The organism is Marinobacter bryozoorum, from assembly GCF_023156245.1.
Lineage (GTDB): Bacteria > Pseudomonadota > Gammaproteobacteria > Pseudomonadales > Oleiphilaceae > Marinobacter > Marinobacter bryozoorum.
Genome location: NZ_JAKZAH010000007.1, coordinates 130,942 through 145,301, shown reverse-complemented (window position 1 = coordinate 145,301; position 14,360 = coordinate 130,942). Strand labels below are relative to the sequence as shown.

At 62.3% G+C, this 14,360-nt stretch carries 13 protein-coding genes; 8 read left to right on the top strand and 5 right to left on the bottom strand.

Features of this window, described 5'->3' with window-relative positions:
* Positions 1-8: 8 nt before the first annotated feature.
* The 5 genes from MLC59_RS06480 to MLC59_RS06460 all read right to left on the bottom strand — a co-directional run bounded on the left by MLC59_RS06480 (position 9) and on the right by MLC59_RS06460 (position 5,311).
* Positions 9-593: a cytochrome c oxidase subunit 3 gene (locus MLC59_RS06480; protein ID WP_248232272.1), complete on the bottom strand. Its 585-nt coding sequence runs from the start codon at positions 591-593 to the stop codon at positions 9-11.
* Positions 590-2,413 (bottom strand): nitric oxide reductase activation protein NorD, encoded by a 1,824-nt coding sequence (locus MLC59_RS06475; protein WP_248232269.1) that lies wholly within the window; start codon positions 2,411-2,413, stop codon positions 590-592. The genes MLC59_RS06480 and MLC59_RS06475 overlap by 4 nt, the downstream gene beginning before the upstream one ends.
* Position 2,414: 1 nt before the next feature.
* Entirely contained in the window at positions 2,415-3,374 is a 960-nt protein-coding gene (locus tag MLC59_RS06470; RefSeq protein WP_248232268.1) for a 4Fe-4S binding protein, read from the bottom strand.
* A gap of 61 nt (positions 3,375-3,435) precedes the next feature.
* On the bottom strand, positions 3,436-4,851 hold the full coding sequence (locus MLC59_RS06465; protein ID WP_248232264.1) for a cbb3-type cytochrome c oxidase subunit I: 1,416 nt from the start codon (positions 4,849-4,851) through the stop codon (positions 3,436-3,438).
* Between the two features lie 10 nt (positions 4,852-4,861).
* A complete protein-coding gene (locus MLC59_RS06460) occupies positions 4,862-5,311 on the bottom strand; it encodes a c-type cytochrome (RefSeq protein WP_091850108.1) in 450 nt (149 codons plus the stop codon).
* Positions 5,312-5,597: 286 nt separating this feature from the next.
* On the opposite strand from MLC59_RS06460, the gene MLC59_RS06455 reads away from it, so the two are divergent.
* The 8 genes from MLC59_RS06455 (at position 5,598) to selB (ending at position 14,356) form a co-directional block, all read left to right on the top strand.
* Positions 5,598-6,239 (top strand): bacteriohemerythrin, encoded by a 642-nt coding sequence (locus tag MLC59_RS06455; protein WP_248232248.1) that lies wholly within the window; start codon positions 5,598-5,600, stop codon positions 6,237-6,239.
* Positions 6,240-6,301: 62 nt separating this feature from the next.
* Entirely contained in the window at positions 6,302-7,222 is a 921-nt protein-coding gene (locus MLC59_RS06450) for an AEC family transporter (protein ID WP_248232245.1), read from the top strand.
* Between the two features lie 51 nt (positions 7,223-7,273).
* A complete protein-coding gene (locus tag MLC59_RS06445) occupies positions 7,274-8,266 on the top strand; it encodes a Vgb family protein (protein WP_248232244.1) in 993 nt (330 codons plus the stop codon).
* A 149-nt stretch (positions 8,267-8,415) separates the two neighbouring features.
* Positions 8,416-8,859 (top strand): DUF2147 domain-containing protein, encoded by a 444-nt coding sequence (locus MLC59_RS06440; protein ID WP_248232243.1) that lies wholly within the window; start codon positions 8,416-8,418, stop codon positions 8,857-8,859.
* A gap of 109 nt (positions 8,860-8,968) precedes the next feature.
* Positions 8,969-10,402 (top strand): thioredoxin family protein, encoded by a 1,434-nt coding sequence (locus MLC59_RS06435; protein ID WP_248232237.1) that lies wholly within the window; start codon positions 8,969-8,971, stop codon positions 10,400-10,402.
* Positions 10,399-10,926, top strand: a complete 528-nt coding sequence (locus MLC59_RS19905) for a UGSC family (seleno)protein (protein ID WP_282450866.1) — start codon at positions 10,399-10,401, stop codon at positions 10,924-10,926. Before MLC59_RS06435 ends, MLC59_RS19905 begins: the two co-directional genes overlap by 4 nt.
* Positions 10,927-10,958: 32 nt before the next feature.
* Positions 10,959-12,374, top strand: coding sequence for an L-seryl-tRNA(Sec) selenium transferase (gene selA, locus MLC59_RS06425; RefSeq protein ID WP_248232229.1), 1,416 nt, complete (start codon positions 10,959-10,961; stop codon positions 12,372-12,374).
* Complete coding sequence (gene selB, locus MLC59_RS06420) at positions 12,371-14,356, top strand: selenocysteine-specific translation elongation factor (RefSeq protein WP_248232227.1); 1,986 nt, start codon at positions 12,371-12,373, stop codon at positions 14,354-14,356. Before selA ends, selB begins: the two co-directional genes overlap by 4 nt.
* Positions 14,357-14,360 lie beyond the last annotated feature (4 nt).

Below are 14,360 nucleotides of genomic sequence, written 5' to 3'. Positions count from 1 at the left end.
CGACCTCCTTATGCCAGCACGTAGAGCATGGGAAAAAGCACCAGCCACACCAGGTCCACCATGTGCCAGTAGGAGGCGCCGGACTCCATGCCGTTCATGTCGTCACCGTTGTAGTCGCCGTTTTTCACCTTCACCGCCAGCACCACCAGGATGATCTGACCCAGCACCACGTGCATGAAGTGGAAGAAGGTGAGGAAGAAATAGAACATGAAGAAGGTGTCCGTCCCCAGGTTATAGCCGCTGCCGTAGAGCTCCACGTACTCCCAGAGTTTGCCGAAGGTGTAGATGGATGAGGCGGCGATGGCGCCCCACAGCAGCAGGGCCACACGGGTTTGCCGGTGGCGCAGGCGGTGGACGGATATCGCCACCAGGTAACTGGCGGTGATCAGGCCGAAGGTGTTGATCAGCCCAGTCCAGGGGTGCAGGGCTTCGCGGCCGGTGGCGAAGGTGTCCGGGTCCAGGCTGCGGGCAACACCGAAGCCGATGAAGAGGATGCCGAACACCGCCAGTTCCGCGAAGATAAAGAACCATACGGCCAGGTCTCCTGGCAGGTGTCGGCTTCGTTCGTTGGTGGCGGTTTCCATAGAGCTCATCGGGTCAGGTTCATGTAGAGCTTGGGTAATTGCAGAGGCAGCTGGACCGGGTCCTTGATGACCACGAAGTTGTTGCTGCCGAAGACATAGGGCAGGTACTCGCTGGCGTCGTCGTCGATGGTGACGCAGAATGGGGTCAGGCCGGCCTTGTGGGCTTCCTGTACCGCCATGCGGGTGTCTTCCACGCCGTAGCGTCCCTCGTACAGGTCCAGGTCGTTGGGTTTGCCGTCGGTAAGCAGCAGCAGGATTTTCTGGTGCTCATGGCGGCCCTGCAGTAGCCGGGTGGACTGGCGGATGGCAGCGCCCATGCGGGTGTAGTAGCCCGGCTCCAGGGCCTGGATGCGGCCCCGGCTGACATCGCTATAGGGCTCGTCAAACGCCTTGATGTGATGGAAGCGGATATGGTCCCGGCGCCGGGAGGAGAACGCGAAGAGGGCAAAGGGGTCGCGGCTGGCCTGGAGGGCTTCGCTGAGCAGTTGCAGGCCGTCCCGAGTGATGTCGATCACTCGCTGGTTGTTGTTGATGTAGGTGTCGGTGGACATGGAAATATCGGCCAGGATCAGGCACGCCAGGTCACGCTGGTTCTGTTTGCAGCGTCGGAACAGCTTCTGGTCGATCTCACCGATGCCCCGGCGGTGCTGGACTTCCCGTTCCATGCAGGCGTCGAGGTCGAGCTCTTCACCTTCGTTCTGGCGACGCTCCCACTGGCGCAGGGGCTTGAGGGCACTGAACTGGCGCCTCAGTCGCATGGCGGACCGGCTCAGGTGGTCCGGTAGGGGGGAGGGAACAGAATCCTTGCTCAGCATGGGCTGCAGGCAGCAGAACTTTTCCCGGTAGCCCTGGCTGCGCCAGTCCCACTCCGGCAGGTGAATGCCGGGGCCCAGGTGCAGGTCGTCATTTTCCTCCGACGGCAGGTCCAGGTCGAACTTGATGGCAGAAGACGACTCGCGACGGTCGCTGGAGACAGAGATCATGTCCATGTCGTCGGCCACCGCGTCGGCGTCTTCCTCTTCGGTATCGTCACCGGCCCGGTCCACCGGGATGAATTCGCTCCAGGAGAACAGGCTTTCCAGGCGGAACAGCATCAGGCCCTGATCCTTGTCGAAGGCATCCACACGCTCCGCACGCCGGCGTTTGCGTTTCTTTTCCAGCCCGCCAGGCTTCGAGCTCATGTTGTCGTCACCGATCACCTGCGCGGTCAGCTTGCCTGGCGTCATGGTGGGGTATAGCCAGATAATAACCGGCCAGGGGTCGGAGTCTGCCTCCGGCAGGGTATCCACACTGCCGGGGTGAATCAGCGCCTGGCGAATGGCCTTTTCCCGACGGCCTTCGGCGTCGGGCAGGGTGGTCGGATCCGGGCGCCACTGGAGGCTGTTGCGAACCAGTCGCTGATAGACCGGTTCCAGCCCGGGCCACCGGCCAAGCAGGGTCTGTACCATTGCCTGGTTGCCGGTCAGCCAGTCGTCTTCTGTGCATTCGCCCTGCGCCGCCAGGGCGGCAAGCCAGAGGTAAAGATCCCGGTTGAGGTGTTTCGAGGGGAACAGGGCCAACCGGTCCGGCAGGCGCAGGCTCTGCTCATCACGCCAGGCCAGTTCGAATTTCTTGTGGGTGCCTGCCAGCTTCTGCAGGAAACGGCGGCGGGTGCGGAAGTGACGGGGCTCGGCCACCACCAGGCTGAGGGCCGGGTCGCCCCCCAGGGCACGGAACAGCACGCCCAGGGTCCGGGCCTCATCCTTGAGCTGAATCGCATGCTCCGGGAATTCCCCCATGGCATGGCGGGTAATGTACTCATGCCATTTGAAACCTACCCACTCTTCCATATCAACTCCCCGTGTTCAGGTGTGTTGGCGGTGTGGTGTCGATCTGACGCATTGGTATCAATACCGTCTGTTTGCCCGGGGTGCCGGGTTCCCAGGTCAACAGGGATCCGTCCGGGTTGTCTTTCTGCACCTCCCGGCAGGCGCTGACGCACTGCAGGCACTGGGTGCAGGAGAACTTGGCCCGCTTGTGGCTGCGGGTGGGCAGCCGCATGGGGCAGGCCTCGTCACAGGCCTTGGTGCAGTCCCGGCAGGCGGCGGCCCGTTTGGTGTCAAAGGTGACAACCGGTCCCCGGCCGTTGGCCATCCAGGCGATGCTCTGCACCAGTCCGACGGCACAGCCGTATTTGCAGAACAGGTGCCGGGCAAACAGGAAATCAAAGGTGAACACCGCCGTCGCAACCGCCAGGAAAATGGACGGGTAACGGCTCAGCTCGCCGGTCACCAGGTCCGTGTAAAGCGGGATGGGCGGCAGCAGGTACGACAGCAGGGCAAGGGCCCAGGAGAAGCCGATCAGCGCGCATATCAGGGTCAGCCCTGCCCAGTGCAGGGCGTTGCCGGTGTTGCCCTTTTTGAGGGCCTCCCAGAGTGTTGGCCGGCCAGTGACACGGGTCATCAGGTCGTTGATGGTTTCGACCACGGAAAAGTGCGGGCACAACCAGCCACAGTAAATACGTCCCCACTTGAAGGCAATCCACAGTACCAGCGGCACCAGTACGATGATGGGCAGCACAAACCAGAACAGGATTTGCCCAGCGACCTCCGCCGGCGAACTCTGGCTGACCCAGGCCGGGTCAAGGTTGAAGGACAGCGGAAACCCGAACAGGACGAAGCGGGTCTCGGTCAGGTCATAGCGGAAGATATTGAGTACAGGCGCAAGCAGGAACAGCAGAAAGAACGCACCTCGGGAAATCAGGCGCTTCTGCTGGAGGGTGTCCTTGCGGTTAATGGTTTGCGCATGCACGAAAATGGTCCGGATATTATGGAGAAGGCCGGGGCCCGGAGGCCCCGGCGGTTATTGCCGGTCAGGCATCCGCGGTGGCGGGACCACGGACTTCCTCAGCCGGGCTTGCCTCGCCCTTGATGAAGAAGCTGCCGAGATACACCACCAGGCCGGCCATGAAGAAGGCACCGGCTACGAACCGCATCCAGTAGAAGATGGCGATCTGGTCCTGGCCTGCCATGAAGGACAGGGCCTCGCCGCTTTCCGGGATGCGCTGCAGCCACACCTGGAGTACCCCTGCGGCGGTCAGGAACAGGGTGATGAACACCATGGAGATGGTCATCAGCCAGAACCCCCACATCTCGACGACCTGGGCTGTGTTGCCGTTGCCGTAGGGTCGGCCGCGCATGATCGGCATGGCGTAGGAGATGATGGTCAGTACAATCATGACGTAGGCGCCGTAGAACGCCATGTGTCCGTGGGCGGCAGTAATCTGACTACCGTGGGTGTACCAGTTTACCGGAGCCAGGGTGTGCAGGAAGCCCCACACGCCAGCGCCCAGGAACGCCATCACCGTGGTGCCCATGGCCCAGAGCAGGGCCGCCTTGTTGGGGTGGTTGCGGCGCCGGCGGTTGATCATGTTGAAGGCGAACACCACCATCATGAAGAACGGCAGCGGTTCCAGTGCGGAGAACACGGAGCCGAGCCACAGCCAGTACTCGGGCGGTCCGATCCAGAAGAAGTGGTGGCCGGTACCGATGATGCCGGTAATCAGCGCCATGGCGATGATGACATACAGCCACTTCTCGATGACCTCACGGTCCACACCGGTCAGCTTGATCAGCACATAGGCCAGGATGGCACCCATGATCAGCTCCCACACACCCTCAACCCACAGGTGCACCACGAACCACCAGAAGTACTTGTCGGTGGCGAGGTTGCTGGGGTTGTAGAAGGAGAACAGCCACAAACCACCAAGGCCCAGCAGGCCGGTGATCAGCACAATGTTGACCACAGTCTTGCGGCCCTTGAGGGCGGTCATGCCGATGTTGTAGATGAAGGCCACCACGACAACGGCGATACCGATCTTGGTTATGGTGGGCTGCTCGAGGAACTCCCGCCCCATCGTTGGCAGCAGCCTGTTCATGGTTATATCCGCCAGGGTGGCGTAGTCCACGAACAGGTAGCCAAGAATGGTCAGGGTGCCGGCAACGGCGAATACCCAGAACAGGATCCACGCCAGTAGCGGGCTGTGCAGCTCTGTCTGGGATTCTTCCGGTACCATGTAATAGGTTGCACCCATAAAGCCGAACAGCAACCAGACAATCAGCAGGTTGGTGTGCACCATGCGAGCCACGTTGAAGGGGATTTCCGGGAACAGGAAGTCACCCACAACGTACTGGAGCCCCAGGATCAGGCCGAACACGATCTGGCCGGCAAACAGGATCAGGGCAAAGATGAAGTAGGGCATTGCTACCCTTTGGGATTCGTATTTCATGTCAGAGCCCTCAGCCTTCGATATTGGGTGGCCAGTCGTTGTCGTCGATCTTGGAGGTCCACTCCAGGAACGCTGCCAGGTCTTCAATCTCTTCATCGGTCAGATTGAAGTTCGGCATTTGCCGCCGTCCGGGAACGTTGGTGGGCATGGCGTTCATCCAGGCCTTCATATAGGACTTGAAGACCTCGGTGTCACCACCGCCACGGCGATCGAACACGTTCGCCAGTTCGGGGGCAAAGTAGGCCCCTTCGCCCATGATGGAGTGACAACCCACACAGTTGTTCTCTTCCCACAGATGCTTGCCGCGAACCACGTCTTCGGTCAGCTGTTCGCGGTTGTCCCGTTCGGGCATTGCCCTCAACTGGGTGTCTAAAGTCAGGGCCAGGAACAACAGGACGAAGAACACACTTCCCCCCAGATAGATGTTCCTGGCCATGCTTTTGGTAAAGCGTTCGGCCATAGCGCTCTCTCCATGGTTATTTTTCAAATGCCTGACTGCAGCACTAGGTTATTCCCGTAAAGAAGTGCTCGACTTGACGGTTATCAAGCATGACCGGAAGCTCCACTAATGAACCGCCTTGCTACCCCAAAAGGGGTAGGCGTGGTGCTGCTGAAAGTGATGGATTGGCCCGGAATCGTCGTGGTTTACTGTCGTTAGAAACGCCCCGTTTTAATTCTTGTTTCTCAAGGGGCAAGGTTGACTCACGTGGTATTGTGACCACATTGTCGCGAAAGGTAGCAGTGTTATGAGCTTCAGGGCCGCCAACCAGCCCGACTTCGAACTCTTCCCCTGGAACAGTCAGTTCGAGACCGGCATCGAGCAGATCGACGAACAGCACCGCAAGCTGGTGGCTATCCTTAACCGGCTGGCGTGGCACCTGTCCGCCGAGGAAGACGAACTGCAGGCCAGCGATGTGCTGGACGAACTGCTGGATTACACCCATTACCATTTCCGGTCCGAGGAAGGCATCTGGAAGCAGTACTTTGCCGGAAGCAGCATCGAGGCCAATCATCACAAGGCCCACGAGCACTTCTTCGAGCAGGTGCGCCATTACCAGGAACGCCGTGAGGCGGGGAACGAGAATACCCTGGCCGAGATGTTCGACTTCCTCACCCGCTGGCTGGCGTTCCACATCCTGGAATCGGATCGCCGTATGGCGCTGATGACGTTTTCCATTCGCACCGGCCACTCCCTGGAAGAAGCCGCCGACGATGCCGACCGCACCCTGGGGGGCACCACCTCGGTCATGGTACAGGCGATACTGGAAATCTATGGCAAGCTCTCCAGCAGCACCCTGCAACTGATGAAGGAGCGCGCCGCCCGTCGGGCCCTAGAGGAGGAAGTGCGGCAGTTGCGGGCAGAGAAGGGTGGTCCGGGAGAGACGTAGCCAAACCCTGTCGATTCACCTGCCGTGACAGTACAATGGCGATCCGCTGCCCCGGAGACGCCATGACCGCCGCCCTGACCCTGCTGCTGAAACTGCTGCCCCTTTACATCACCGTCGCCCTGGGGTGGATCGCCGGCCGTTACCTGCAGGCCAGCAGCCGTCATATCGCCGGCATCATGCTGTACATCGTTACGCCATCCGTGGTGTTTTCGGGAGTGATGGCTGCGCCCCTGTCGGCGGAAGTCATCCTGCTGCCACTGCTCACCTTTGCCCTGTGCTCACTGATCGGCGTGGCCCATCTGTGGATTGCCCGGAGGGTGTTGACTGATGGCAGCGCCAGCATCATCCCGCTGTCTGTGGGTACTGGCAATACCGGCTACTTCGGTATTCCCGTGGCATTATTACTGTTCGGCGAGCAGGGACTGGCCATCTATATCGTGTGCATGCTGGGCACCACCCTGTTCGAGAACTCCGTTGGTTTCTACCTGGCGGCCCGGGGCCGGTACAGCATCCGGGATGCGCTGGTGCGGGTGTCGCGGTTACCGTCGGTGTATGCCTTCGTGCTGGCGGTGCTGCTGAACCTGTCCGGCATTGGCATTCCCGAGGTGCTGCACCCGCTGTTTGACAACCTGCGGGGTGCCTACAGCATCCTTGGCATGATGATCATCGGTATGGGCATCCTCAGTTTCGGGGGGCTGGCTGGGAATATCCGCTTTACCGGCCTGTCCTTTTCCGGCAAGTTCGTGGTCTGGCCGCTGGTGGCGCTGGGGCTCTGGTGGCTTGATGCGGCGGTGCTGGGCATCTACGACACGGCCGTGCACCAGGCCATCTTCCTGCTCTCCATTACGCCCATCGCCGCCAACACCGTGGTCATCGCCACACTGCTGGATACGGCGCCCCGCCAGGCGGCAGGCACGGCGTTGCTCAGCACCCTGTTCGCGCTGGTTTACATTCCGGTCATGGTGGCTATTGTCCTGTCGTAACGGCGTACTATAGTGAGCGGATAGTTGGAAGCCTGTTCAAGGAGAACTGTCATGAAGTCCATCGCCGCGGCCCTGACCGGTCTCACACTGGCGCTGACCGTACAGGCCGTCAGTGCCGAAGCCCCCGTCACCCCGAACCTCAAGGAATGGGATATTCCCTGGGATAACACCCGGCCCCGTGATCCATGGGTGGGCCCGGGTGAAAATACCATCTGGTTTGTCGGCCAGGCCGGCGACTACGTGGCGACCCTGAACCCGGAAAGCGGCGACCTGAAACGGTACCGGCTGGACCCCGGCACCGGCCCCCACAACGTGATTGCCGACGAGCGTGGCGCCTTCTATGCCGGTAACCAGGCAGAGCACATTGGCCTGCTGGACCCGGAAAGCGGTGAGATCCGCAAGTTCAAACTGGAAGGGGAAGGCCCGAAGGACGTGCATACCATGGCCTTTGACGCCAACGGCGATATCTTCTTTACCGAGCAGGGCGGCAATCGTATTGGCTGGCTGGACGTGGACCAGTACGACTATCACATGTTCGACGTGGAAACCGAGTGGACCCGGCCCTACGGGCTGGTGGTGAGCAAGGACAGTCGCCCCTGGGTGGCCCTGTTCGGCACCAACAAGCTGGCCACCGTGGATGCCCGGGGAGAGATCCACGAGGTGACGCTGCCCCGGGAAGGCGCCCGGCCCAGGCGCCTGGGTATCACCGACGATGGCCAGGTGTGGTACGTGGACTATGCCGAGGGTTATCTGGGCCGCTTCGATATCGACAGTGGCGACATTCAGGAATGGCCAGTGCCCGGCGGGGCCGATGCCTACCCCTACGCCATGGCCCTGGACGACCAGGACCGCCCCTGGTTCGTGGAAACCGGCCCCAGCCCCAACCGGCTGATTGGCTTTGACCCGGCATCGGAAAGCTTCTCGGACCCCGCCGAAATCCCCAGTGGCGGCGGTACTGTTCGTCATATGGTGTTTGATCCGGAAACCAGAAGCCTGTGGTTTGGCACCGATACCAACACGGTGGTCCGGGCCAGCCTGCAATAACCCGGAGTCTGGGGGATTTTTATGGCGCGGACTCCCGGTGTATTTTTGCGGCATTGTGAGCGTTTGCTCTGGTGTCATGCGTGCAGTATGGCTATGATTTGGTGAACTGCGCTGACGCGCTGTAAAACAACAACAAAAGAGAACAATCCATGCGAACCAGACTTAACCTGCTGACCGCGATGGCGGTTGTGATGTCCTTCCTGGCCGTCCGCGAAGCCTACGCCGACCCCACGGGGCTCTGGGATACCGAAGACAAGAGCGCAAAGGTGCAGGTGGAAGCCTGTGGCGATAACCTGTGCGGCCGGATCGTCTCCCTGGAAGAGCCCCTGGATGGCAAGGGTAACCCCAAGGTTGACGCAGAAAACCCCGAGCCGGAACTCCGGGACCGCCCCATTGAGGGCCTGAAAATCGTTTGGGGACTGGAAGACAGCGGCGACGGTGAAACCTGGGAAGACGGCAAGGTCTACGACCCGGAAAGCGGCAAGACGTACAACGCCAAGATCACCCTGGAAGACGAGAACACCCTCAAACTGAGAGGCTATGTGGGCGCGCCATTGTTCGGTCGCACGTCCACCTGGACCAGGGCAGACTAGTGCTCCGTCTTGTTAACGGGCAAGCGCTCGATTTTTTCATTCGGCCTGCTATGCTGTCTGTCATTCACTGACATACAACAAGACCCGGAAATCGGGCGGAACCCTGACCATGACCCCATTACCCGATGGCCTGATTGTCGTTGCCAAGCGCGACTGCCCTACCTGTCAATTGGTCGAGCCGCTGCTGGCCGATATCGAGCGACAGGCCGGCCCCCTGACCGTGTATTCTCAGGATGACCCGGCCTTCGCTGCGGGAGTCCGGGGCGCACAGTATGACTCGACCCTGGAACACTCCTTTCGGCTGAAAACCGAGTTTGTCCCCACCCTGATCCGGGTCGAGAACGGTGAAGAAGTGGAGCGTACCTATGGCTGGCACCGGGAGGACTGGCAGCGTCTGACCGGTATCCAGGGCCTTGGTGATGACCTGCCTGTGATGCGTCCGGGTTGTGGCTCGAAGACCCTGGAGCCGGGTTTTGCCGAGAAGCTGGAGCTGCAGTTTGGCGATACCCACCTCCATGCCCGCGAGATTGAGACCGATGCCGATGACCTGATCGAGGCCTGCTACGAGCGGGGCTGGAGCGACGGCCTTCCGGTGGTGCCGCCAACACCGGAGCGTGTGCTGCGAATGCTCAGGGGCACCGACCGGGACCCGGCAGAGGAAATCGGCCTGGTGCCGCCGGACCTCGCACCTTGTACCGTGGAAAAGGTCGCCATCAATGCGGTGATGGCCGGCTGCAAACCGGAATACATGCCGGTAGTGCTCGCCGCCCTGGAAGCGGCCCTGACCGAGGAGTTCGGCCTCCACGGCCTGCTGTGTACGACCATGTTCGCCGGCCCCATGATCATTGTTAATGGCCCGGTGGCGAAATCCATTGGCATGAACTCCGGTGGCAATGCCCTGGGGCAGGGCAACCGGGCCAATGCCACCATTGGCCGTGCGCTGCAACTGATCGTCCGCAACGTGGGCGGTGGCCGCCCGGGCGAGATTGACCGGGCTACCCTGGGCACGCCTGGCAAGTACACGTTCTGCTTTGCCGAGGCGGAGGACAGCGAGTGGCTGCCGCTGGCGGAAGAGCGGGGCGTGCCCTCCGGCAACTCCGCCGTCACCCTGTTCGCGGGGGAAGGCGTGCAGGGCATCGTCGACCAGAAATCCCGTACGCCCGAGTCCCTCGCGAAGTCCTTTGCCCTGGCCCTGCGGGCGGTGGACCATCCAAAAATGGCCATGGCGGGCGATGCGGTTCTGGTGGTGTCGCCGGAACACAGTCGCGTATTCATTGAAGCGGGCTGGACCAAGGCCCGTTTGCTGGAGGAGCTGGAGCAACTGCTCCAGTTTCCCGGGGAGGAAATGGTGGCTGGCGCCGGTGGCATTGCCGAAGGCCTCCCAGAGCAGTATCGGGACAAGACCATACCCAAGTTCCGCCCCGGTGGCTTGCTGATTGTCCGGGCCGGCGGCACCGCCGGCCTGTTCTCTGCCGTCATTGCCGGCTGGGCCGCGTCCGGCCCGGTCGGTTCCAGTCCTGTAACCAGAGAGGTGAAGGTATGACCCAAACCAGTGTGATGCTCGACCCCACGGGCGAGTTGTCACCAGCGGTACGGGCCCGGCTGGCCCGGCCCGAAAGCCTGGCGGGCAAGACCGTCGGGCTGCTGGACATCTCAAAGCCCCGGGGCGATGTGTTCCTTGATCGCATAGAGGAACGCCTGACGGAAATGGAAGTCACCGTCAAACGCTACCGCAAGCCCACATTCACCCGTGTCGCACCCACCGAGCTGAAACAGCAGATTGCCGGTGAAGTGGACCTGGTGGTTGAAGGACTGGCCGACTGAGGTTCCTGCACGTCGTGTTGTACACATGACATCGCAGACCTGGAAGGTCGTAACATTCCCGGCGTAGGCGTTGCCTCCACCGAGTTCATCCAGGCCGCGGCGGCCCAGTCGAAAACCCTGGGCTTCGAGCCGGCCATGGTGTTCGTGGGCCACCCGATCCAGGACCGCACCGATGACGAGATGCGGAAGCTGGCGGACAAGGCCCTGGATGAGATCGTCCGGCTACTGACACACACAGAATAGACATCCCTGCTCCGCCAGGGATGGTGGAGTCCATGAACACATCTGAATCCATGCCACCGGTAACCGACCGGTCAAGGCCTCCTTCCGTTGACCAGATCCTCACCTGGCCGCTCATGGCCCGGCTTTGCTCCCTTTACGGCCGCCCCCTGGTGCTGGATGCCATCCGCGCCGGTCTTGATCACTGGCGCCGGCAACCCCGACCGTTTGATGACACCGACTTCGTGACTGACGTGGAACAGGCGGTGCTGAAGGCCGTGGCGCCCTCGCTGCGACCAGTATTCAACCTCACCGGTACGGTGCTGCACACCAACCTCGGCCGGGCGCCGCTGCCGCAGGAAGCCATCGATGCCATGGTGGGCGTTGCGTCCGGTGCCTCCAACCTGGAATTCGACCTGGACAAGGGCAAGCGAGGTGACCGGGATGACCACGTGGAAGCCCGGGTCTGTCGCCTGACCGGCGCAGAGTCGGCTACGGTGGTGAACAATAACGCCGCCGCCGTGCTACTGGTGCTCAACACCCTGGCCCGGCGCCGGGAGGTGATTGTCTCCCGTGGCGAGCTGATCGAGATTGGTGGCGCCTTCCGCCTGCCGGACATCATGGCCCGGGCCGGTTGCAAGCTCCATGAAGTGGGCACCACCAATCGCACCCACCCCCGGGACTTTGACGAAGCCATCAGTAGCCGTACCGGGTTGCTGATGAAGGCCTACACCAGCAACTACCGCATCGAGGGCTTTACTGCGGAAGTGGGGGAGAGCGAACTGGCTGCCATCGCACGGGAAAAAGACCTCCCCCTCGCGGTGGACCTGGGCAGTGGTAGCCTGCTGGACATGACCGCCCTTGGCCTGCCGGCGGAACCCACCGTGCGGGAGACCCTGGGTAAAGGCGCGGATGTGGTCACCTTCAGCGGGGACAAGCTGCTGGGTGGTCCCCAGGCTGGCATCATTGCCGGTCGCAAGGACCTGATACAGCGGATAAAAAGGAACCCACTCAAGCGGGCCCTTCGTTGCGACAAACAGACCCTGGCCGCACTGGAGGCGGTGCTCGGGCTGTACAGCAACCCGGACACTGTCGCCCGGCGGGTACCGGCGCTGCGTCTGCTGACCCGGCCCGAATCCGCCATAAAAGCAACCGCACTGGCCATCGCCGAACCGCTGAGAGCCTGGGCGGGCGCTGGCTGGGAAACCTCGGTGATGCCGGTGAAAAGCCAGATTGGCAGCGGCTCCCTGCCGCTGGATTTGCTGTCCAGCGCGGCTGTCCGCCTGAGCCCCCCGGCCGGCAACAAGCGTGAACGCAACCGGCAGCTCAAGTTGCTTTCGTCCCGCCTGCGTCAGCTCCCCATGCCGGTCATCGGTCGGATTTCCGATGAGTCACTCTTGCTGGACTGTCGATGCCTGGAAGATGAGGCCCCCTTCATAGCCCAGCTTCAGCCGGAGACGGAGGCGCTTTGATCATCGCCACCGCCGGCCATGTGGACCATGGCAAGACCACCCTGATCCACGCCCTGACGGGGCAGGACACCGACCGGCTGGCGGAGGAGAAACGCCGGGGTCTGACTATCGACCTGGGCTTTGCCTGGAGCCGTACGGAACCGGGGCAGTGGCTGGGTTTTGTGGATGTGCCCGGGCATGAAAAGTTCGTCCGTAACATGGTGGCCGGCGTAGCGGCGGTGGATGCCGTCATGCTGGTGATCGCCGCCGATGACGGCCCCATGCCCCAGACCCGGGAGCACCTGGCCATTCTCGATCTGCTGGGCGTGGAAAACGGCCTGGTGGCATTGACCCGGGCAGACCGGGTGGATGCCTCCCGACTGGCCGAGGTTACGGATGAGGTCCGTGAATTGCTGGCGGATACGGGACTGGCGACCGCCCCGGTGTTTCCGGTGTCCGGCCTGACGGGAGAGGGTCTTCCGCCACTGAAGGCTTGGCTGGCAGAGCAGGCGCTCGTCGATCACCAGAAAGCCAGCAGCCTGGCAGCAGGCACGCGATTTGTGGTCGATCGCAGTTTCTCGGTACCCGGGCGGGGCTGTGTGGTCACCGGCACCCTGGTGGCCGGGACCTTGTCCAGGGAAGACGCCCTGATGATTTCACCGGCAGGCCATCCGATCAGGGTCAGGGAGCTTGAGGCGCACGGCGAGACGGTGGAAAGCGTGGTCGCCGGCCAGCGATGCGCCATCAACCTGGTGGGAAACGTCAGCGCTGACAACATCCAGCGAGGCGACTGGCTCGTGACCCACTGGCTGCACCGGCCCACGGATCGCCTGGATGTTGGGCTGGCCCTGCTCCCGGAGACCCGGCTCCATCGGGGTACCTTCCAGGTACACCTGGGGGCGGCGGTGAGAAGTGCCCGGGTGGTTGTACTGGGTGAAGGGCAAGGTGATCGCCCGATGCTTGCGCAGCTGATGCTTGAGCAGCCAGTGCAGGCCTGTGTGGGTGATCGGCTGATCTTGCGGGACCCGGCCCTCAATCGCACCATCGGTGGTGGGCAGGTGGTGGACCCGTTCGGGCCGGGTCGTGGGCGGTCCACCGCCAATCGCGTGCAGTTGCTTCGAACGCTTATGGGGCGCCAGGCTCCTGCGACTACTCGCTCGGAAAACGAGGGCCCGATGACTCGACTGCAGGCCTGGCTGGTCGCAAGCCCACAAGGCCTTCATCTCGACCCGTTTGCGGCCGCTGAGAACCTGCCGGACGAGCGGCTGGATTCGGTTTTGGCCAGGCTTGAGCCTGTCATCATCCGGACCGCCACTGGCCCTGTCGGCTTCGCCCGCGAGCACTGGGCTGCGCTGCAGACGCGGGTGCTGGGGCGACTGGACCAGTGGCATGAAAACCACCCGGACCAGATCGGCCCTACAGAGCCGGAGCTGACCCGGTTGCCCGGCATACGGCTGCAACAGGAGCCGCGCCACGGGCTGTTAGACCAGTTATTGACGGCGGGAGAAGTCGCCCGCAATGGCTTCCGCTTTCACCGGCCAGGCCATCAGCCAAAACTGGCCGAAACAGACCAGCGTCTGCTGGACCAGGTAATGACCGAACTGGAAGGCACCGGCCTGAAGCCACCCATTGTCGGTGAGCTGGCGGAGGCCCTGGGTCTGGAGCGGGAAGCCCTGCTGGCGTTTTTGCAACGCATGCACGGGCTTGGTTTTCTGGTCGCGGTGGCCCCCAACCGTTTCTACCGTCCGGAAGCCGTCACCGAGCTGGCCGATATTGCCGTGGAACTGGCGGAAAGCTCCGCCACCGGCGCCTTCGACGCCCGCGCCTACCGCGACCGCTCCGGCATTGGCCGCCGCCTGACTGTCAGCGTACTGGAATACCTGGACCGCGCCGGCGTCACCGCCTTCATCAACGATGAACGCCGGCTTCAACCGGCCTACAGCCAACGGCAGGCGGTCACGCTCTCAAGTAACGAGGAAAACGGTTATACTGCCCAATCCTGAACAA